This is a genomic window from Pantoea sp. sgz302252 (assembly GCF_047713085.1).
In the GTDB taxonomy this organism is placed as follows: domain Bacteria; phylum Pseudomonadota; class Gammaproteobacteria; order Enterobacterales; family Enterobacteriaceae; genus Scandinavium.
This window is the reverse complement of record NZ_JBLFJW010000001.1, coordinates 63,557-84,392: the sequence shown is the minus strand read 5'-3', so window position 1 is coordinate 84,392 and position 20,836 is coordinate 63,557. Positions and strand designations below refer to the sequence as shown.

The window sequence follows — 20,836 nt, the reverse complement described above, 5'->3', positions numbered from 1 at the left end:
TTCATCCGGAGGGAACCATGAAACCTGAAAATAAAGCGAGAGTGCTGGAGCGAATTTCGCCGTCGATGCGTGAAGTGCTGGCGTTTATCGCTTCGCAGCCTCAGCCCACGACCGCCAACGAGGATCTTGCTTCTCAGCGCCGCGCATACACAGAAGAGCGAAGCTACTGGAACGAAGGCGGACCTGAAATGTTTTGCCGCCAGGACGTTCCGGTGACAACCCGTTGGGGCGACGTGGCAACGCGTATTCACAAGCCGCAACTTAACACGCCCGCCACCCTTTTTTATCTTCACGGCGGGGGTTTTATCCTCGGCAATCTCGATACCCATGATCGCATCATGCGGCTGCTGGCGCATTACAGCGGCTGTGCTGTGGTGGGCATTGATTATTCCCTTTCCCCTGAAGCTCGATTCCCACAGGCCATTGAAGAAATTGTTGCCGTGTATCAGTTTTATCTCCGTCAGGGGGAGCAGTACGGCCTGACAATGAGCGCCACTGGTTTTGCCGGAGATTCCGCAGGCGCTATGTTGGCGCTGGCTTCTGCCTTGTGGCTACGGGATGATCACAAGGCAGGCAATATAAAAGGGCTTTTGTTGTGGTACGGGCTTTACGGATTGCAGGATTCCGCCAGCCGTCGCTTATACGGTGGCGAGTGGGATGGGCTGAGGCAAGAAGATCTCGCGGCTTATGAAAATGCCTATCTGGGGGAAGGCTCGAGTCGTGCGGCGCCGTATTACTGTCTGTTCAATAACGTGCTCAGCGAGAACATTCCTCCCTGTTTTATTGCTACGGCCGAATTTGACCCTTTACTCGATGATAGCCTCGCCTTACACCATACGCTGCGCGAACACGGTCAACCCAGTCACTATCAGATGTATGCCGGTACGCTCCACGCCTTTTTGCACTATTCCCGAAAAATGGATAGTGCTGACAGGGCATTACGTGATGGGGCTTATTATTTTTTAGAGCAACTAAAATGAATGAAAGAGGGGGCGCGCGGCCTAAATACGGGCTATGTTCACACAATGATCTATTCATTTTAATTATTATTATATGTGATTCATTTATTTGACGTGCCTGGTTAACGAGAGCGTGACGGGGCACTTATAACGTATTTTTTAGTTTGTAATCAGGGAGTATACATGAGTGAGAAATATGTTGATAAGCCGTTGTATTTGTTAATTGCCAACTGGGTGATGGCACAAAACCGCTGGGTCAGTGCCAAAGAAATTGCCGATGAATTTGATATTGCCCCCTGCAAAGCCATTAATACGGTGTCTTATATTTTGGCCGACGTTGAGGAAATAGATTGCGAAACCAAAACGATTCCCAATCAACTGGAGGGCAGAGGTTGCCAATGCCAGCGTCTGCTGAAAATCACCCATATTAATCATCAGCTTTATGCCCGATTAAAATCTGCATCGCTGGAGAAAGAACCGCTACGTCCTGCTTCGGCTCGCCTGGCAACGGTGCCGCCCGGCGAGTTAAACCGCGAACAAAAATGGCAGTGGATGTTGTCGAAAACGCTGCGTCGTTGATCTTCCGTCCGTAGTCACCGCGCAACGAGGCGTGCGGGCCGATATAAACCCGCGCGCCGATAATCACCGCTGAAGGGTGAACAAAGGCTGAGGGATGAACCACCGGCGTTACCCCCTCGAATGAATAAAAGCTCATCGTTGTGCCTCGTGAATAATGCTGGTCGCGCTTAACGGGGTTTGTAGGCCGGGCCAGGCGAAGCCGCCGCCCGGCAATGCTATCCCCAGAAACAAATGTTAATTAGCGGCCTGTCCAGTGCGGTTCGCGTTTCTCGGCAAAGGCCTGTGGCCCTTCCAGCGCATCATCGGAATGCAGCACGGCCGGGTAGTGCTTCAACACGCCGCTGCGCATCAACTGGTAGCCTTTTTCAACAGAAAGCTCTCGGGTCTCGCGGGCAATCTCCTTCAGTGCAGCAATAGCCAACGGTGCACCAGAGACCAGTTGTGACGCCAGCTCGCGGGCACTTTCCATCAGTTTGTCCGCACTCACGACCCGGTTGACGATCCCCCAGCGCAACGCCTCTTCGGCGTCCATTCGTCTGCCGGTCATGACCAGTTCATTGACGATGGCTGGGGGAAGAATTTTGGGCAGACGCAGAATGCCGCCGCTGTCAGGAACAATCCCTAATTTCACTTCCGGCAGAGCAAAGCTGGCGTTTTCGCTACAAACAATCATGTCTGCGGCCAGCGCCAGTTCGAACCCCCCGCCGAAGGCATAGCCGTTGACTGCAGCAATCACCGGTTTATCAAGGTTAAATATCTCCGTGAGGCCGGCAAAGCCACCGGGGCCAAAATCCGCATCCGGCGCTTCACCTTCCGCGGCGGATTTCAGATCCCATCCGGCGGAAAAGAAGCGCTCACCGGCGCCGGTGATGATGGCCACCCGAAGCGTGGGATCATCGCGGAATTGCAGGAATATCTCGCCCATTTTGAAGCTGGTGCTGGCATCGATAGCATTGGCTTTAGGCCTGTTGAGGACAATTTCCAGTACTGAACCCTGTCGGGTAACCTGTAGTGCATCGTTCATGTTTCTTCCTTTTCAGCAGTAACAACGTCACAGTGGCGTCCAGTGGGCAGCAGCTGTTTTTTAATCACTTTGCCGGAGCAGTTGCGGGGTAATTCCTCGCGAATTTCCATTGCGCCAGGGACCTTAAATTTTGCCATTCTGGACTCGCAAAACTGGAGGAACTCGCTTTCGCTCAGCGTTTCCCCCTCGTGAAGCACAATAAAAGCTTTGATAGCCTGATCGCGGATAGCGTCGGGGATGCCAATAATCGCCACGTCGCGAATTTTGGGATGAGAGGCGAGGATGTTTTCGATTTCGCTGCAGGAGACGTTTTCGCCGCCGCGTTTAATCATGTTGCTGCTGCGGTCGACGAAATAGAAAAAGCCTTCCGCATCCTGCCAGGCACAGTCCCCGGTGTGAAGCCAGCCGTTGTCCCAGGCCTGGGCCGTGGCTTCCGGCTGGCGGTAATACTCTTTGAACAACGTTTTGCCGGGCTCGCCTTTGACGCACAGTTCGCCAATTTCACCAGGGCCAACAGGGCAATTTTGGCTGTCGCGGATTTCGGCCTGATAGCCAAAACCCGGTCGGCCGATAGAGGGCCAGCGCCTTTTGTCACCGGGACGGTCACCAATCAGCCCGACGATGGTTTCCGTCATGCCATAGGAGGTCATCAGACGAACGCCAAAGCGGGTGATGAACGCGTCTTTTTCCTCGACCGAAAGGTTGAGATAGAACAAGACATCGCGCAGACAATGCTCCCGCTCATTCGCCGTCGGAGGTTGAGCCATCAGGGTACGAATCATCATGGGGATGGCTTCGGTGAGGGTCGCCCGGTAGGTGAGGATCTGCTTCCAGAATGCGCGAGCGCTGTATTTTTCAATCAGGACGAAGGTTGCGCCCGCAGAAAACGCAGGCAGTGCCGCCGTACACTGGCAATCAATATGAAAGGCGGGCATCACCGTCAGATACACATCGTCAGCGCGCATCGCGCACTGCCAGGCCGTGTAGTAACCCGCAAAGCGTAAGTTGTAATGGGTGATCACCACGCCTTTCGGTCGGGAAGTGGTGCCGGAGGTAAACAAGATTTCGGCGGTGTCGTCGAGACTCAGCGGCTCAAGGTGGACAAGTTCTGACGGTTGACGCTGTTGAAGGTCAGTGAAATTAAGGGTGATCCCATCCTCCACTTCCTGCTCAGCGGCAATCAACAAAATGCGTTCAAGCGCCGTACTCTCTGCTAGCAGAATCTGTTGATAGACGGGATAAAACTGCCGGGAGGTGACCACCATCCGTGCCTGGCAGTTGCTGAGCACCCAACTGCTCTCTTCGGCCAGAAACCGCGCGTTCACAGGCACCATGATGGCACCGATTTTGGCGAGACCAAACCAGCAGAAGATGAACTCCGGGCAGTTATCAAGGTGCAGGGCGACCTTATCCCCTTTGCGGATCCCCAGGGCGTGAAACAGATTCGCGGTGCGGTTGATCTCCTGATTAAGCTGTAGGTAGCTGAAGTGTCTGATCTCGCTGGCTGAGGATTCATAAATCAGGGCTGTTTTATGCCCGTACGTGTCTGCCAAATCGTCCCACATCTGGCGTAAATGCTGCCCACCTATAAGATCCATTAAACCCTTCCCGTCCTGAGTACAGAGGCTCAAATCGCGCACCGTGCCGGTTTGAGCGCTTTCTGCGGTTACTCCGTTTTAGCCAGTCCTTTCTCGACCAGCTCCCTGATATCGGCTTCGCTGTAGCCGATGTTGCGTAAGATGGCGGCGGTGTCCATGCCGTGAGAGGGCATACCGCGCCAGATTTGCCCCGGATGATGTTTGAACTTCGGCATCACATTGGGCCCTTTGCAGGTATCCCCGTTCAGGGTTTGCCATTCGGTGATCGACTCACGCGCCTGATACTGTGGATTTCCCTCAAGCTCTGGAATGGTCAGCACTTTGGCGCTGGCGATGTTGAGTTCGCCAAGCCTGCTCAGCACCTCTTCAATACTGCGTGCTGCCAGCCACGCGTCGAGTTTCTCTTCGACCAACGGCCCATAAGGGCACTCCACACGGTGAATAAGTTGCGTACCCTTAGGAATGTCTGGCGTGCCCAGCAGATGAGCCAGCCCGATATCGACAAAAATCTCTTCAATCTGGCTGATGCCGACAATTTCCATCACGATAAAACCGTCGTTACAGCGATAAAGCCCGCAACCGGCGTAGTAGGGGTCTTTGCCTTTGGTCATGCGTGGGCAGATTTCACCGCCGTTGAAGTAATCCATCATGAAATACTGCCCCATACGCAGCATCACTTCGTACATGGCGATATCGATACTTTCACCTTTGCCGGTCTGCCGAGCCTTATATAGCGCCGCCAGTGCTGAAGTGGTAGCCGTCATGCCAGAGAAGTAGTCTGCGGTGTAGGGAAACGCGGGCATCGGCTGGTCGACATCGCCGTTCTGAATGAGATAACCGCTGAAGGCCTGGGCGATGGTGTTATAGGCGGGCAGGTTGGTGTACTGCGGGTCGCCATACTGGCCAAAGCCAGAAAGATGAGCGATCACCAGTTTCGGATTGTGTTGCCAGAGTACGTCATCGGTGATACCCCGACGGGCAAACGCGGGGCCTTTGCTGGCTTCAATGAAAATATCTGTGGTTTCCATCAGTTTCAGGAAAGCATCACGGCCTTCATCCTTGAAGATATTGAGCGACAGGGCGTGCAGGTTGCGGCGCGAAAGCTGCGGATAATGAGGCTGCACACGAATGGTGTCGGCCCAGGCGACGTTCTCAATCCAGATAACTTCGGCACCCCATTCGGCAAACAGTTGCCCGGCAAACGGCCCGGCGATTTCGATGCCTGAGAAAACCACTCTCAGCCCGGCAAGCGGACCAAATTGCGGCATAGGTAACGGCGTGTTCATGTTTCACTCCTTTGATAACTCGGGTCCGGTGTCACTGCCCGGCGGCGCTAATGCTTGCACGGGCCTACATTGATACCGGAGCGGGTTTGTAGGCCCGGTAAGCGTTAGCGCCACCGGGCAATCTGTTTAGCGATACTGCTTAAGCACCGACCGGCCCAGCGTCAGGATTTGCATCTCATCGGACCCGCCCGAGACGCGGTCGACACGCAAATCGCGCCAGAAACGGGTGATGCGATGATTCCCGGCGATCCCGACGCCGCCCAGCACCTGCATCGCGGAGTCCACCACTTCAAACGCCGCATTGGCGCAGAAGTATTTGCACATCGCCGCATCGCCGGAGGTGATAAGCCCGTTGTCGCTCTTCCAGGCCGTTTCCAGCAGCATGTTTTTCATTGAATTCAGTTTGATGGCCATGTGGGCGAACTTTTCCTGAATCAGCTGGAAGCGCCCGATGGTTTCGCCAAACTGAATGCGCTGGTTGGCATAACGCGCCGCGTCTTCAAAAGCGCACATGGCGGTACCGTAGTTGGTGAGTGCCACCAGGAAGCGTTCATGGTCGAACTCTTCTTTCACCCGGTTGAAGCCGTTGCCTTCGCGACCGAAGCGGTCTTTTTCTTCAAGCTCAACGTTGTCGAACGTCAGTTCGCAGCAGCTGTCCATGCGCAGACCGAGTTTTTCCAGCTTGTTGATTTTGATCCCCGGTTTGCTCATATCCACACACCACTCGGTGAAGACGGCTTTGTCTGGCGAAGCCGCATCACGCGCCATAACCACGACGTAAGGGGTGTAGGCGCTGCTGGTGATAAAACATTTGCTGCCGTTCAAATAAACCTTACCATCTTTGCGGGTATAAGTGGTTTGCAGGCTGCCAACGTCCGATCCCGCACCGGGTTCGGTGATGGCAGAGTTCCACATTTGCTTCCCGGTGCCGCGAAACGCCATGATGTTATCGATTTGTTCCTGAGATCCTTCGCGCAGGAAGGTGTTAAACCCGCCAGGCAATTGATAGAGCACATAGGTTGGCGCACCCAGTCGCCCAAGCTCCATCCAGACGGCAGCCACGGTGACAAACCCGGCATCCAGTCCACCGTGCTCTTCAGGAATGAGCAGGCTGTCGATGCCCATCTCAGCGAGGGCTTTGACGAAGCGCTCCGGGTACACGCTGTCTTTGTCACACTGAGCAAAGTAGGTTTCCCAGTTCTCGCTGGCCATTAATTCGCGAATGCCAGCGACAAACAGCTCCTGCTCATCGTTAAGTCTAAAATCCATCTCTTTAACCTCTTTCGTGTTGATGTGAGCGTGGGACTCACGCTTTCCAGTTCTTTTTGGCGTCTTTGATAAACGAGAGCGTGACCAATATGTTGACGAAAAACAGCGGGCAGCCTCCGGCGATGATGGCTGTCTGAATCGGTTTCAGGCCGCCCAGTGCCAGCAGGACAATGCCGATAACCCCAACCAGCACCGACCAGCCAATACGTATCAGCAGCGGTGGCTCGTCACCGTCTTTGACGGAGCGGCAAGTCGACATCGCCAGGGTGTAAGAACAGGCATTGATCAGGGTCACGGTGGCGATGAAGCACAGGATGAAGAAGCCCCAGATAGTGACCGTTTTGAGCGGCAGCGCGGCCCAGGTTTCGATAATGGCGCGCGGCACGCCGTACTGATCGATAAGCTGCGGAATGTTGATGAGGTTATGGTCGATTAACTGCAGGGTGTTGCTGCCCAGAATGGTCCACAGCAGCCAGGTGGCGGCGGTCAACCCGGCAACCATGCCGAGGCATAACTCGCGCACGGTGCGGCCTTTGGAGATGCGGGCAAGGAAAATGCTCATCTGGATGGCGTAAATGACCCACCAGGCCCAATAAAACACGGTCCAGCCCTGCGGGAAGCCGCTTTTACCAATCGGGTCGGTATAAAACAGCATTCGCGGCAGATACATCAGCAGCGTACCGACCGAATCGGTGAAATAGTTCATGATGAAGCTGGCACCGCTGACGATAAACACCCAGCCAAGCATCAGGAAACTGAGGTAGCTACGCACATCGCTCGCTATCTTGACGCCTTTTTGCAGGCCGCAGGCGACACAGATGGCATTAAGGATTATCCAGCAGGTAATGATGATGCCGTCCAGCGCGAGGGTGTGCGGCACGCCGAACAGATACTGAATACACTCCGTGACCAACGGCGTTGCCAGGCCAAGGCTGGTGCCCATGGCAAAGATCAGCGCCACCAGGTAAAAGTTATCGATGATGGTGCCAATCAGCCCGTTGGCGCGTTTTTCGCCCATCAGGGGAATAAGCGTGCTGCTGGGGCGAATCACTTCCATTTTGCGAACAAAGAAGAAGTACGCGAAGGCGACGGACAGGAAGCTGTAAGTGGCCCACGGCAGCGGTCCCCAGTGCAACAGGCTGTAAGCGAGGCCCAGTTCTTTGGCCTGGACAGAGTAGGGCGCCAGGCCAAACGGTGGGCTGGAAATATAGTAATAAATCTCTATCGAACCCCAGAACAGCACTGCGGCAGAGGTGCAGGAAGCAAACATCATGAAAACCCAGCTAGCCGTGCTGAATTCCGGAGGTTCATCCCCAAGCCGCTTTTTGGCATGCGGGCCAAAGACCAGCCAAAACCAGCCGCCGAACATCACCACCATGTACCATTCAAACGCCCAACCCCAGACGTTAGTGACATAGCTAAAAACGGCATTAATAACGGTATTGGCTGCATCCAAATCACGAACGGTAAGCCAACAGAGGACCCCAACAATAATTAACGGCGGAAAGAAAACTTTCGGTTCTATTCCTACCTTTCTCTTTTCTTTGCTCATGGTTAAATTCCGCTTTTAGAGAGCGCAAATAAGCGCATCACAGTATCCGGTTTGTTTCTAATGAGAGTGTGAAGCTATTCATTCATACCCAGACTTATCCTTAAGTGGTACAAGTTTCCGACTCATAATGGGAGCTGGAGCCACAACATTCTGTGAGGGTTGTCACAGAGGTATGTTGAATGACCATTTTAATAAAGTGGTTATTTTTATTTTTAAATACAGATGGTTAGGGTTTTAATGACACAACTGGTTTACATTATCGTTCAATATTGGTGAGTCAGGTGGCAATATTGAATCTTCTTTCCTGGGAATATTAACGCCTTCAATATTGGTGACCTGGGTTTTATTTTTACACGGGTTGTCATGCTATTTATTTTAAGCATTGCCGTTACCGGTGACGTATTCACATTAAGTATCAGGAGAGGTAATGAAGATTATTACATGCTACAAAAGCGTGCCCGATGAACAGGATATTATTATTGATACTGATGGCGCTTTGGACTTCTCGCGTGCGGAGAACAAAATCAGTCAGTACGATTTGAACGCCATTGAAGCGGCGGTACAACTCAAGGCACAGGACCCGGCATGTCACGTCGTGGCGATGAGTGTGGGGGGCAGTGCACTCAACAACGTGAAAGGGCGCAAAGATGTTCTTTCACGCGGGCCGGATGAACTTGTGGTGGTTATCGACGAGCAACTGGAGCACGCGCTTCCGCACCAAACCGCTGCAATCCTTGCTGGCGCGGCTCGTAAGCAGGGCTTCGATCTGATTCTCTGCGGCGACGGTTCCGCGGATTTATACGCTCAACAGGTGGGGTTGCTGGTGGGTGAAGCGCTGTCTGTCCCTGCACTCAACGGGATTAAACGCATCATTTCCTCAAGCGCGGATGCCCTTGTGGTAGAGCGCGAACTTGAAGACGAAACCGAAACGCTGACCGTGTCGCTGCCTGCGGTGCTGTGCGTCACCACCGACATTAATGCCCCTCAAATTCCTTCCATGAAAGCCATTTTGAGCGCGGCGAAAAAGCCCGTGCAGGTCTGGACGGCGGCAGAGGCTGGCGTCACCGAGTTTGCCGCTCGCTCGGCGCAGCAGATCGCTGCACCGAAACAAAAAGAGCGCCTGCGAGTGGTGATTGAAGGTGACGGGGAGGAGCAGATCGCCGCTTTCGCCGGGCATTTACGCAAAATTATTCAGTAAGAGGGACAGGTCATGAGTCAATTTTCTACCGTTTGGGTTTTCAGCGACACCGCGTCCCGTTTACCGGAATTGATGACGGCAGCCAGCACGTTGGGCGAAAGTGTGCAGGTGTTTACGCTTGATGCCGCACAGAGTGAGGCCGCTTTTCAACTGGGGGCCAACCAGGTGTGGCAACTGGAAGGAAAGCCCGCTGACAGGATTATCGAGGATTACGCCGACACGCTGGTGCAGGCCATTAAAAATCAGGCAGACAGCGGTCTGGTGGTGTTACCCGCCAATCGACGCGGAAAGCTGCTGGCCGCAAGGCTGGGCGCGCGTCTCGCGGCGGCTGTGGTGAATGATGCCAGCGCCGCTGAGTTTGCCGCGGGCGACCTGGTTGCGAAACATATGGTGTATGGCGGGCTGGCATTCAGCCATGAAACGCTGAGTTCACCTTTTGCGGTGTTAACCCTTAGCAGCGGCGCGTTCGAGGCGGTAACGCCGAATAGCGCGTTAACAGGCGTCGCTCACTCTTTGCAGTGGCAGGCACCTGCTTACAACATCGTTTGCAACGGCTCTCAGCGTCGGGAAAGTCATTCTGTTGCGCTGGATAAAGCGCGGCTGGTGGTCAGCGTCGGTCGGGGTATCGGCAGCAAAGAGAACATTCCTTTGGCCGAGGCGTTGTGTGCAGCCATTGGCGCAGAGCTGGCGTGTTCTCGCCCGGTGGCAGAGAACGAAAAGTGGATGGCGCACGAACGTTATGTCGGCATTTCAAACCTGATGCTCAAGCCCGAGCTTTATCTGGCTGTCGGGATTTCCGGGCAAATTCAACACATGGTTGGGGCCAATGGGGCGCAGACGATTGTGGCTATCAACAAGGACAAAAACGCGCCGATCTTCCAGTATGCCGATTACGGCCTCGTCGGTGATTTGTTCACTGTGCTTCCGGCGCTGACTCGACTGTTAGCCCATTAATGTCGGTCAGCAGAGCGTGAATAGCGCTCTGCTGGCAAATCGAGTGTTCAGGAGTGGTTATGTCCGAAGATGTTTTCGATGCCATCATCGTAGGGGCTGGTGTGGCGGGAACGGTTGCTGCGCTGGTGTTGGCCAGGGAAGGGGCGCAGGTCTTGCTCATCGAGCGGGGAAATTCAGCAGGTGCCAAGAACATGACCGGGGGCCGCCTGTATGCGCACAGTCTGGAGCGCATAATTCCTGGTTTTGCAAAACAGGCTCCGGTGGAACGTATCATCACGCGTGAAAGAATGTCCTTTCTGACCGACACGCGGGCGATGACGGTGGAGTATCAAACGGGCGATGACGCCGCGCCGGGTGAAGTATCCTGGTCCGTGTTACGCAGCCGCTTTGACGCGTGGCTGATGGAGCAGGCGGAAAACGCAGGCGCGCAGTGCATCACCGGGATCCGCGTGGACAGGCTGGTACTGAAAAACGGCAAAGTGGTGGGCGTGGAAGCGGATGGCGATGTGCTGGAAGCCAAAACGGTGATCCTCGCAGACGGCGTTAATTCTTTACTGGCTGAACAACTGGGCATGACGAAACCTGTCGCCGCCGAGAATGTGGCGGTAGGGGTAAAAGAAATTATCGAATTGCCGAAAGAGGTCCTGCAAAACCGTTTCAATGTGCGGGGTAATGAAGGGGTTGCGTGGCTGCTGGCAGGTTCACCCACGGATGGACTGATGGGCGGTGGTTTTCTTTACACCAACGACAGCAGCGTGTCTTTGGGGCTGGTGTGCGGCTTACATCATCTGAAAGAGGCAAAAAAGTCCGTTCCGCAAATGCTGGAGGATTTCAAACACCACCCGACGATTGCGCCACTTATCGAAGGTGGTGTGATGAAGGAGTACGGGGCTCACGTGGTGCCGGAAGCTGGCCTCAGAATGCAGAGCGAGCTGGTACGCGATGGGGTGCTGATCGCCGGTGATGCAGCAGGAATGTGCATGAACATCGGTTTCACCATTCGCGGCATGGATCTGGCTATTTCGTCCGGTGAAGCGGCGGCAAAAACGGTGTTGAGTGCCCTGCGGCGTAATGATTTCAGTAAAAAGAGCCTTGATGAATATCAGGCGTTGCTGGAAGCCGGTCCGCTACGGGATATGAAATTTTATCAAAGAATGCCCGCGTTTCTGGATAACCCGCGCATGTTCAGCCAATACCCGGAAATGGCTATTGGCATGGCGGGCGATCTTTTTACTGTCACCGGGAAAACCCCGGTTCCGCTGCGCAAGAATATGCTCCGGCACGCCAAAAAGGTGGGCTTTATGAACCTGATCAAAGATGGCATTAAAGGAGTGACTGCCTTATGAGTCTGCCTGTGAACGTGGATGTCAAACTGGGCATCAATAAATTCAATGTCGATGAACATCAACCCCACATCATTATTAAAACGCAGCCTGACCAACAGGTGCTGGAGGTTTTAACCAAAGCTTGCCCGGCAGGCCTTTATAAAAAGCAGGACGATGGCTCGGTCCGTTTTGATTATGCGGGCTGCCTCGAATGTGGAACTTGCCGAATTCTGGGGCTCACAAGCGCACTGGAAAAATGGGAATATCCGCGGGGCACTTTTGGCGTGGACTATCGCTACGGCTGAGGGTGCCACTATGCAAGCGCGGAATTTCGATGATCTTCGGTTCTCATCCGTTCATCGGCGGATCATGCTTTGGGGCAGCGGAGGCCCCTTTCTGGACGGCTATGTGCTGGTGATGATTGGCGTTGCGCTGGAGCAGCTTACGCCGTTATTAAAACTGGATGCCGAATGGATAGGTTTGCTGGGGGCCGGAACGCTGGTGGGGTTGTTTATCGGCACCACGTTGTTTGGTTACATTTGCGACCGGGTTGGGCGGCGCAAAATGTTTCTGATCGACATCGTCGCCATTGGCCTGATTTCGATAGCGACCATGTTTGTCTCATCGCCAGCAGAGCTGCTGGTGATGCGCGTTGCCATTGGGGTTGTCATTGGGGCGGATTATCCCATTGCCACCTCGATGATCACGGAGTTTTCCAATACCCGCCAAAGAGCTTTTGCTGTCGGCTTTATTGCGGCCATGTGGTATGTCGGCGCAACCTGCGCCAATCTGGTGGGCTATGCGTTATACGACGTGGCGGACGGCTGGCGCTGGATGCTCGGCAGCGCGGCCATTCCTTGTCTGATTATCCTCGTCGGGCGTTTTGATTTACCGGAATCACCGCGTTGGCTGCTGCGTCAGGGCAGAGTGAAAGAGTGTGAGCAAATGATGATTCGCCTGTTTGGTGAACCGGTCGTCTTCGACGAAGAGCCGCAGGCTCAATCCCGCTTTATGCACCTGTTTACTCGCAGGCATCTGCCGTTTGTTCTGTTTGTGGCGGCGATCTGGACCTGTCAGGTGATCCCGATGTTTGCCATCTATACCTTTGGTCCAAAAATCGTTGGCCTGTTGGGCCTGGATCAAGGGAAAAGTGCAGCACTGGGGAATGTGGTGATAAGCCTGTTCTTTATGTTGGGTTGCCTGCCTGCCATGTACTGGCTGAATAAAATGGGGCGGCGTCCGTTGCTGATTGTTAGCTATGCGATGATGACGGCGGCACTGGCCGTATTAGGTTTGTTAGATAATCCTGGTATTGTCCTCGTTGTTTGCGCCTTTGCAGCCTACGCCTTTTTCTCTGGTGGGCCGGGTATTTTGCAATGGCTTTATCCGAATGAATTGTTCCCAACAGATATTCGGGCCTCAGCGGTGGGGGTGATTATGTCTATCAGTCGAATAGGGACTGTAGTGTCAACGCTGGCGCTCCCGGTCTTTATTAGCCGGTATGGAATCAGCACTGTCATGCTTATTGGAGCCGCTATCTCATTATTTGGACTTGTCATTTCTTTTCTTTACGCGCCAGAAACTCGCGGACTTTCTCTGGTGGAAGCCGGAAAGCTGTCATTCAGTCATAAGCAGAATGGATAAAAGTTATTTAACTATAATGCTGAAGCGATTTTGATCCCGTTATTGACAATAACTCCCCTTGATTGCGTGATTAATTGATGCTCATCAATTAATCACGGGGGAGATTATTGCTAATTGAAGGCCGTTAATGTGTCCAGCGCAAGTTTTCTAAAATATAAAAAGGATGAGATGGGCAATGGAGAATAAGCAGTTTTTTTCGAACGGAATAAATCGTCGCGACTTTATGAAGCTTTGCGCGGCATTAACGGCAACCCTGGGATTGAGCCAGCAGGCGATGGCGGAAATAGCCACCGCCGTGACCTCGCCAGAGCGCCCACCGGTTATCTGGATTGGCGCTCAGGAGTGCACTGGCTGTACAGAATCCTTGCTACGAGCCACGCACCCGACAATCGAAAACCTGCTGCTGAATGTGATTTCACTGGAATACCATGAAGTGCTCTCCGCGGCGTTTGGTCATCAGGCCGAGGAGAACAAACTTCGGGCAACGGAGCGCTATAAAGGGCGCTATGTGTTGGTGGTGGATGGCTCGATTCCGCTGAAGGATGGCGGTATTTACTGCATGGTGGCAGGAAAGCCGATCGTCGAGCATATTCGTGAAGTGGCGGAACATGCCGCAGCCATCATTGCCATTGGTTCCTGCGCGGCGTGGGGCGGGGTGGCAGCCAGCGGGGTAAACCCCACTGGCGCTGTAAGTCTGCAGGACGTTTTGCCCGGAAAAACGGTGATCAACATTCCCGGCTGTCCGCCCAATCCCCATAACTTTCTGGCTACCGTCGCGCACCTCATCACCTATCAGCGTCCTCCGGCGCTCGACAGCAAAAATCGCCCCAAATTTGCCTATGAACGCCTGATCCACGAAAACTGCGAACGCCGTCCGCATTTTGACGCCGGACGTTTCGCTAAACAGTTTGGCGACGAAGGCCACCGTCAGGGCTGGTGCCTCTATCACCTGGGCTGTAAAGGGCCGGAAACCTACGGCAACTGCTCTACGCTTGAGTTTTGTGATATCGGCGGTGGCATCTGGCCGGTAGGCATTGGTCATCCTTGTTACGGCTGTAATGAAAAAGGGGTGGGGTTCAGCAAAGGGATTGCGCAACTGGCGAACGTTGAAAACCCTACGCCGCCGAGCGTGAAACCGGAGGTGACTCAGCCGGAAGGCGGGCAGGTCAGCCTGAGCGCTGTCGGCCTGCTGGGCGGCGTGGTAGGACTTGTCGCGGGCGTCAGTCTTATGACGGTGAAAGAACTTGGACGCCAGCGTAAGGATCGCCAGGATCCGCCGGCGGGAGAGTAAACCGTGAACAGACGCCATTTTTTAAAGCTGGCCTCAACCGGGGCGCTGTTGTCGACTGTCGCGCCACCCGTTTCCGCCGCAGCAGAAAACAAACCGCCTGTCCCGGGCGCATTGGGGATGCTTTACGACTCAACGTTATGCGTAGGTTGCCAGGCCTGCGTTAGCGAGTGTCAGCGCGTCAATCATACTGATGCTCCCCATGGCGAAACCTACTCTTACGCCGGAACGGAACCCACGTGGTCGAATAATGCCAAGCTGAGTCCTTACACCAACAACATTATTCAGGTGTGGCGCAGTGGCAAAGGTGAGCACAAAGACCAGCTCACGGACGGTTACGCCTACGTCAAAAAACAGTGCATGCACTGCGTGGACCCAAACTGTGTCTCAGTTTGCCCGGTGCAGGCGATGCAAAAAGATACCAAAACGGGCATCGTCCATTACAACCCCGACGTCTGCACAGGCTGCCGTTACTGCATGGTGGGCTGCCCCTTCAACGTGCCGAAGTACGACTATGACAACCCCTTCGGCAAAATTCATAAATGTGAACTCTGTAACCAGAAGGGCGTGGAGCGTTTGGATAACGAGCTGCTGCCGGGCTGTGTGGAGGTTTGTCCTACCGGCGCGGTGATTTTTGGCACTCGTGAAGCGCTGCTGGCTGAAGCCCGACAGCGACTTAACGCGAAAGCCGGGGAGAATTACCGCTATCCCCGCCAGACGTTACAGTCCAACGACACCTATGAACATCCTGTTGCGCACTATCAGCCGCATCTGTACGGCGAAAAAGAGGGCGGTGGCACACAGGTGTTAGTCCTTGCTGGCGTGCCTTTCGTTAACCTCGGCCTGCCGCCGCTGGCGGAACTAGCAACGGGCGCGCGTTCAGAGCACGTTCAGCACTCACTGTACAAAGGGATGGTGTTGCCGTTTGCGGCTCTGGCCGGGATCACCTTCCTGGTACAGCGCAATCAGCGCAAAGAGCAGCAGAAGGATAAAGGGGATCAGGATGACGCATAACGTTAAACCGCTTGGCGGACGGCTGGTGAGCTGGCCGGTTATGCTGCTGGCACCGTTGGTGGTGCTGTGCCTGCTGCTTATCCTCAAGCGCCTGGTCTTCGGCCTTGGCAATGTTTCAGATTTGAACGGCGGTTATCCGTGGGGGATTTGGATTGCCTTCGATCTCCTCGTCGGTACAGGGCTGGCCTGTGGCGGTTGGGCGCTGGCCTGGGCGGTGTATGTGTTTAACCGCGGTGAATATCACCCGTTAGTCCGTCCGGCGTTGCTGGCGAGTCTGTTTGGCTATACGCTCGGCGGCCTCTCAATAACGATTGATGTCGGGCGTTACTGGAATCTGCCTTATTTTTATATTCCCGGTCACTTCAATACCAACTCGGTGCTGTTCGAAACCGCCGTTTGCATGACGATTTACATCGGCGTCGTGACGCTGGAGTTTGCGCCAGCGCTGCTTGAAAGGCTGGGCTGGAAGCGTCCGCTCCGCTGGCTGAACAAAGCGATGTTTCTGATTATCGCCTTTGGCGCGTTACTGCCATCAATGCATCAGTCTTCAATGGGATCGCTGATGATTGCTGCTGGCTACAAAGTGCACCCACTGTGGCAAAGCTATGAAATGCTGCCGCTCTTTTCCTTACTGACTGCGGCCATTTTGGGCTTCTCCATCGTCATCTTCGAAGGATCGCTGGTGCAAGCCGGATTACGAGGGCGAGGGGCGAATGAAACGCCGTTGTTCACCCGCCTGACGTATCTGACGGAATTCTTCCTGCTGTTGTTCATCGTGCTGCGTTTTGGCGAACTTATCGTTCGGCATAAAACAGACTATCTCTGGCACGTCGACCGTTTTGCGCTCTCTTTCTGGAGTGAAATCGTACTGATGCTGTTTCCACTGGTGATTTTCCGTTGGAAACGCCACCGTCAGGATCCTCGCTTACTGTTTCTTGGGGCGCTCAGTATGGTCTGCGGCGCCGCCTTCTGGCGGTTGAATTACGCGCTGTTGGCGTATAACCCAGGCAATGGTTACGGCTATTTCCCGACCGCCAGCGAACTGCTTATCTCGATTGGCTTTGTCGCTATCGAAGTGTGCGCGTACATCCTGCTCGTCAGACTGTTACCGGTTCTGCCTGAGCAACAAACTATTCACTCAGGGGGAGTCCATGAGTCAACGCATCACCATTGATCCTGTTACGCGTATTGAAGGGCATCTGCGCATCGACTGTGAAATTGAGCAAGGCAAAGTTGTGAAGGCCTGGTCTTCAGGCACGATGTGGCGCGGCATGGAAGAGATCGTTAAAGGGAATGATCCGCGTGATGCGTGGATGATAGTTCAGCGAATTTGTGGTGTTTGTACCACCATTCACGCGCTGGCCTCGGTGCGTGCTGTGGAAAACGCATTGGGCATGGAAGTGCCCGTCAACGCTCAGTACATCCGCAATATTATTGCCGCCGCGCACAGCATCCACGATCATATAGTCCATTTCTACCAGCTTTCCGCGCTGGACTGGGTGGATGTCACTTCGGCATTAAAAGCGGACCCGCAGAAAGCGGCAGACCTGCTGAAGGGCGTTTCTGAGTGGCCATTAAACAGCGCCACTGAATTTCAGGCGGTGCAGAACAAAATTAAGGCTCTGGTCGACAGCGGGCAATTAGGGATTTTTGCTAATGGCTACTGGGGACATCCTGCGATGACTCTGCCACCTGAAGTTAACCTGATTGCTGTCGCCCACTATTTACAGGCGCTGGAATGCCAGCGCGATGCTAATCGCATCGTGGCGCTGTTGGGCGGCAAAACGCCACACATTCAAAATCTGGCCGTTGGCGGGGTGGCTAACCCCATTAATCTGGATGCGCCAGGCGTGCTCAACCTTGAGCGACTGATGTATCTGAAAAGCTTTATCGACCGGCTCGGTGATTTTGTTGAACAGGTCTATCTGGTCGATACCGCCATTATTGCTGCGCATTATCCTCAATGGCTGGAAATGGGCAAAGGGGCTGATTGCTATCTTTGTGTGCCGGAGCTGCCTGTCGACAGCAAAAGCGAAACGTATCTGCTGCCGGGTGGTTTTCTGGAGAATGGCGTCTTTCGCAGTATTCTCACCCAACAGGATGCTTATTTGCATCGGGGCATTGAAGAGAGCGGCAAGCACGCCTGGTACCAGGACGATAAACCGCTCGCGCCGTGGGAAGGGCTCACCCGGCCAAACTACACCGGCTGGCAGGAAGACGGTAAGTACTCTTGGGTGAAAGCGCCGACCTTCTACGGCAAAACGGTGGAGATGGGGCCGCTGGCCTGGCTGTTGTGCAGCCTGAATGCCGAACATAAGCCCACTCAACAAATCTTTACCCGTTTTACCGGCCTGTTTAAAACGCTGACCGGCACGGCCCTGAAACCAGAACAATTGCACTCCACGCTGGGAAGAGTCGCCGGGCGCACCGTGCATGCCTGTGTGCTTCATCAGACCCTGAGCCAGCAGTGGCAGGCGCTGGTCGACAATATTGGCAAAGGCGATCTCCAGACCTTTAACCCGCCCGTCATTCCGCTCACGGGTGAAATTCGTGGCGTGGGTTTTATCGAAGCACCGCGCGGATCGCTCTCCCATTGGGTGGTTATCAAGGACGGAAAAATCGCCAATTATCAGGCGGTGGTGCCTTCAACCTGGAATGCCGGGCCGCGTAACTTCAACGATGAACCTGGCCCGTATGAGCGTTCGCTGGTTGGCACACCGGTGAGCGATCCGGAAAAACCGCTTGAGGTGGTCAGAACCATTCACTCCTTCGATCCCTGCATGTCCTGCGCGGTGCATATCGTGGATGCGACGGGCAGCGAAGTCACGCGTGTAAAGGTGCTCTGATGCGGATTTTGGTCTTAGGGATTGGCAATTTACTGCTGGGTGATGAAGCCGTAGGTGTGCGTATTGTGGAGGCGCTGGAGCAGCGTTATCTGCTGCCGCCGCACGTCGAGGTACTGGATGGCGGAACCTCAGGGATGGATCTGCTGGATGTGATGTCCAAACGCGACCATCTGATTGTGGCTGACGCGATAATCACCGGTGCGCCGCCAGGTACCGTCGCGGTGTTGCACGATGACGAGATCCCGGCGATGTTCAGCCAAAAAGTTTCGCCTCATCAGCTCGGACTGGCAGACGTCTTAATGGCGCTGCGTCTGACAGGAGAGTTCCCGGTTCGTCTCACGTTAGTTGGCGTAGTGCCTCAGTCGCTGGAGCCGGGGATTGCGTTAACGCCTGTGGTGAGCGCAGCCTTAGAACCTGCTTTACAGCAGATTATCGCTGCGTTGCAGAAAAGTGGGGTGATGGCGATCCCTGTTGAGGTGGCCTATGCCGGAGGGCGTTAACGGCTTTACTGTCGATCCGTCCAACCTGTTGGAAGCGGCATTCCAAAGCATCGCTGATACCACAATGTGGGCATTGCCGTTTTATCAGCCTCAGATCCCGGTGAAAGCGTGCAAGTTTAAACTCTATGAGCATCAATGGCTGGGCGGCATGCTAACCCCCTGGATGCTGAGCCTGCTGGTGTTACCGGGGCCAGATCAACACTGGGAAAAACGCGCCATCGGCCAAAAGCTCGCGCTCAGCCTGCCTTGTGGCAATGTGCGTTTTATGGTGGGCGAAATGGAAGGCATCGGTCAGTATCTGGCTTGCTCGCTGATGTCGCCGCTGGAAAGGCATTTAACGGCGTCGCAACTGATCACCGCGGCAGAACAAACCGTACAAATGGCGCTTGCGCTGCCTGTTCGAAACACCACGGAGCCTGTGAATCCTTCACGCAGGGCACTCTTTGGCAGAGGAGCAGGCCATGCATGAACTCAGCCTTTGCCTTAGCATGGTTGATCAGATTGAGCAGCAGGCAAGGGCGCATGGGGCAAGGAAAGTGACAAGCGTATGGCTGGAAGTGGGAGCGCTGGCCTGCGTTGAAGAGCAGGCGTTGCGTTTCAGTTATGCCAGCGCGACGAAGGGTACGGTTGCCGAAGGCAGTGAGTTACAACTGAGTTTTTTACCCGCGCAGGCGTGGTGTTGGGACTGCTGTATCAGCGTGACAGTCATGCAGCACGCCAGCCCTTGTCCTCGCTGTGGCGGGTACAAACTTCGCCTCGAAAAGGGTGATACGCTGCGTATCAAACAACTGGAAATTGAATCATGACCACAGCCGGGAGGAACTTTCATGTGTCTTGGCGTACCCGCTAAAATTACCGCCGTCGGTGCAGACTGCCACCATCTGGCGAGCGCTGATGTGTCAGGTGTGACGGTAAAAATAAATGTCTCTCTGGTTTGTGAGGGGGAGGTTCAGTCTCTAATCGGACGATGGGTGCTGGTGCATGTCGGCTTTGCCATGAGTCTGCTGGATGAACAGGAGGCGCTGGATACGCTGGCGGCGCTAAAACAGATGCAAGGGATATCACAGAGTCGCCGGTCAGAAGAAAGCGATCTGACACCCTGAGCTGGTTGTGTGATATCGCTTTTGGGTCGCAAGGATTTTTATACATTGGGGAATTAACTATGCGTTTTATCAGTAAGGCTGCTGTTGTTTCTGTTTTCACGCTCTTTCCGGCGCTAGCCCTGGCCCATGTCGGGCATGACGGCGGCACGCATCACACCTTAAGTTTTGCCGAGGGGTTTCTTCACCCGCTGACAGGGGCGGATCACTTGATCGTCATGCTGCTGGTGGGTATCTGGAGCGCCATGAACACTCGCCAGTGGTGGCTTGCGCCATTGGCCTTTGCGGGGCTGCTGCTTGCAGGTGCGTTAGCAGGCATGGTGGGTGTGACGTTAAGCGGCACGGAATTTATTGTCGCGGCCTCGCTGCTTGGTCTTGGGGCAATGGTGGCATTGCAGTTGAAACTGCCTGCGGTGACGGGGGCGTTAGTCATTGGTGCATTCGCCATTTTCCACGGCCTGGCGCACGGTGCGGAGCTTTCTCATTCTGCTGCTGCGCTTTCGGGTATGGTTCTCGCAACAGCCGGGCTGCATTTGGCCGGGTTGGGCATCGGCTGGCTGATTATCCAGTCTTCAATGCAGCAACGTTGGGCACAAGTGCTCGGTGGTTGTGCTTCGCTTACCGGCATTGGCCTGCTCGCTGGGCTGATTTAATCGCATATTCTGGCCTGCGGTGTTACCGCCGCAGGTTTTCAGCCCCA

Annotated in this window: 21 protein-coding genes and 1 pseudogene; 16 read left to right on the top strand and 6 right to left on the bottom strand. The window is 54.5% G+C overall.

Features of this window, described 5'->3' with window-relative positions; genetic code table 11:
* Positions 1 to 17: 17 nt before the first annotated feature.
* Both aes and caiF read left to right on the top strand, forming a co-directional pair.
* Positions 18 to 980: an acetyl esterase gene (gene aes, locus ACLW56_RS00400; protein ID WP_330981844.1), complete on the top strand. Its 963-nt coding sequence runs from the start codon at positions 18 to 20 to the stop codon at positions 978 to 980.
* 162 nt (positions 981 to 1,142) lie between these two features.
* Positions 1,143 to 1,538 carry a carnitine metabolism transcriptional regulator CaiF gene (gene caiF, locus ACLW56_RS00395; protein WP_330981843.1) on the top strand — a complete coding sequence of 132 codons (396 nt, stop codon included), beginning with the start codon at positions 1,143 to 1,145 and terminating at the stop codon, positions 1,536 to 1,538.
* Here caiF and ACLW56_RS00390 read toward each other — a convergent pair.
* From ACLW56_RS00390 to caiT, 6 genes and pseudogenes are all read right to left on the bottom strand, one after another.
* Positions 1,528 to 1,674 (bottom strand): annotated as a pseudogene (locus tag ACLW56_RS00390) (phenylacetic acid degradation protein PaaY); the annotation flags it as partial. The gene caiF and the pseudogene ACLW56_RS00390 sit on opposite strands and share 11 nt — an antisense overlap.
* A gap of 102 nt (positions 1,675 to 1,776) precedes the next feature.
* Positions 1,777 to 2,562: a crotonobetainyl-CoA hydratase gene (caiD, locus tag ACLW56_RS00385; protein WP_330981842.1), complete on the bottom strand. Its 786-nt coding sequence runs from the start codon at positions 2,560 to 2,562 to the stop codon at positions 1,777 to 1,779.
* Positions 2,559 to 4,160 (bottom strand): crotonobetaine/carnitine-CoA ligase, encoded by a 1,602-nt coding sequence (gene caiC, locus ACLW56_RS00380; RefSeq protein ID WP_330981841.1) that lies wholly within the window; start codon positions 4,158 to 4,160, stop codon positions 2,559 to 2,561. Before caiC ends, caiD begins: the two co-directional genes overlap by 4 nt.
* A gap of 68 nt (positions 4,161 to 4,228) precedes the next feature.
* Positions 4,229 to 5,446 carry an L-carnitine CoA-transferase gene (gene caiB / locus ACLW56_RS00375; RefSeq protein WP_330981840.1) on the bottom strand — a complete coding sequence of 406 codons (1,218 nt, stop codon included), beginning with the start codon at positions 5,444 to 5,446 and terminating at the stop codon, positions 4,229 to 4,231.
* Positions 5,447 to 5,572: 126 nt separating this feature from the next.
* Positions 5,573 to 6,715 (bottom strand): crotonobetainyl-CoA dehydrogenase, encoded by a 1,143-nt coding sequence (gene caiA, locus ACLW56_RS00370; RefSeq protein ID WP_330981839.1) that lies wholly within the window; start codon positions 6,713 to 6,715, stop codon positions 5,573 to 5,575.
* A gap of 37 nt (positions 6,716 to 6,752) precedes the next feature.
* Complete coding sequence (caiT, locus tag ACLW56_RS00365; RefSeq protein WP_330981838.1) at positions 6,753 to 8,267, bottom strand: L-carnitine/gamma-butyrobetaine antiporter; 1,515 nt, start codon at positions 8,265 to 8,267, stop codon at positions 6,753 to 6,755.
* A gap of 427 nt (positions 8,268 to 8,694) precedes the next feature.
* On the opposite strand from caiT, the gene fixA reads away from it, so the two are divergent.
* The 14 genes from fixA to ACLW56_RS00295 all read left to right on the top strand — a co-directional run bounded on the left by fixA (position 8,695) and on the right by ACLW56_RS00295 (position 20,789).
* The gene (gene fixA / locus ACLW56_RS00360) at positions 8,695 to 9,465 is read left to right on the top strand and encodes a putative electron transfer flavoprotein FixA (protein ID WP_330981837.1); all 771 of its coding nucleotides are present in this window, start codon (positions 8,695 to 8,697) and stop codon (positions 9,463 to 9,465) included.
* A 12-nt stretch (positions 9,466 to 9,477) separates the two neighbouring features.
* Entirely contained in the window at positions 9,478 to 10,419 is a 942-nt protein-coding gene (locus tag ACLW56_RS00355) for an FAD-binding protein (RefSeq protein WP_330981836.1), read from the top strand.
* A gap of 59 nt (positions 10,420 to 10,478) precedes the next feature.
* Positions 10,479 to 11,765 carry an FAD-dependent oxidoreductase FixC gene (fixC, locus tag ACLW56_RS00350; RefSeq protein WP_330981835.1) on the top strand — a complete coding sequence of 429 codons (1,287 nt, stop codon included), beginning with the start codon at positions 10,479 to 10,481 and terminating at the stop codon, positions 11,763 to 11,765.
* Complete coding sequence (gene fixX / locus ACLW56_RS00345) at positions 11,762 to 12,049, top strand: ferredoxin-like protein FixX (RefSeq protein WP_330981834.1); 288 nt, start codon at positions 11,762 to 11,764, stop codon at positions 12,047 to 12,049. The genes fixC and fixX overlap by 4 nt, the downstream gene beginning before the upstream one ends.
* A gap of 10 nt (positions 12,050 to 12,059) precedes the next feature.
* Positions 12,060 to 13,388, top strand: a complete 1,329-nt coding sequence (locus ACLW56_RS00340; protein ID WP_330981833.1) for an MFS transporter — start codon at positions 12,060 to 12,062, stop codon at positions 13,386 to 13,388.
* Positions 13,389 to 13,563: 175 nt separating this feature from the next.
* A complete protein-coding gene (gene hybO, locus ACLW56_RS00335; RefSeq protein ID WP_330981832.1) occupies positions 13,564 to 14,679 on the top strand; it encodes a hydrogenase 2 small subunit in 1,116 nt (371 codons plus the stop codon).
* Between the two features lie 3 nt (positions 14,680 to 14,682).
* Positions 14,683 to 15,690: a hydrogenase 2 operon protein HybA gene (gene hybA, locus ACLW56_RS00330; protein WP_330981831.1), complete on the top strand. Its 1,008-nt coding sequence runs from the start codon at positions 14,683 to 14,685 to the stop codon at positions 15,688 to 15,690.
* Positions 15,680 to 16,864 (top strand): Ni/Fe-hydrogenase cytochrome b subunit, encoded by a 1,185-nt coding sequence (gene hybB, locus ACLW56_RS00325; RefSeq protein ID WP_330981830.1) that lies wholly within the window; start codon positions 15,680 to 15,682, stop codon positions 16,862 to 16,864. The genes hybA and hybB overlap by 11 nt, the downstream gene beginning before the upstream one ends.
* Positions 16,842 to 18,536 (top strand): hydrogenase 2 large subunit, encoded by a 1,695-nt coding sequence (gene hybC / locus ACLW56_RS00320; protein ID WP_330981829.1) that lies wholly within the window; start codon positions 16,842 to 16,844, stop codon positions 18,534 to 18,536. Before hybB ends, hybC begins: the two co-directional genes overlap by 23 nt.
* Positions 18,536 to 19,036 (top strand): HyaD/HybD family hydrogenase maturation endopeptidase, encoded by a 501-nt coding sequence (locus ACLW56_RS00315; RefSeq protein WP_330981828.1) that lies wholly within the window; start codon positions 18,536 to 18,538, stop codon positions 19,034 to 19,036. The genes hybC and ACLW56_RS00315 overlap by 1 nt, the downstream gene beginning before the upstream one ends.
* On the top strand, positions 19,020 to 19,505 hold the full coding sequence (hybE, locus tag ACLW56_RS00310; protein WP_330981827.1) for a hydrogenase-2 assembly chaperone: 486 nt from the start codon (positions 19,020 to 19,022) through the stop codon (positions 19,503 to 19,505). Before ACLW56_RS00315 ends, hybE begins: the two co-directional genes overlap by 17 nt.
* Complete coding sequence (hypA, locus tag ACLW56_RS00305) at positions 19,498 to 19,842, top strand: hydrogenase maturation nickel metallochaperone HypA (RefSeq protein ID WP_330981826.1); 345 nt, start codon at positions 19,498 to 19,500, stop codon at positions 19,840 to 19,842. Before hybE ends, hypA begins: the two co-directional genes overlap by 8 nt.
* A 21-nt stretch (positions 19,843 to 19,863) precedes the next feature.
* Entirely contained in the window at positions 19,864 to 20,139 is a 276-nt protein-coding gene (gene hypC / locus ACLW56_RS00300; protein ID WP_330981825.1) for a HypC/HybG/HupF family hydrogenase formation chaperone, read from the top strand.
* Positions 20,140 to 20,198: 59 nt separating this feature from the next.
* Positions 20,199 to 20,789 (top strand): HupE/UreJ family protein, encoded by a 591-nt coding sequence (locus ACLW56_RS00295; RefSeq protein ID WP_330981824.1) that lies wholly within the window; start codon positions 20,199 to 20,201, stop codon positions 20,787 to 20,789.
* Positions 20,790 to 20,836 lie beyond the last annotated feature (47 nt).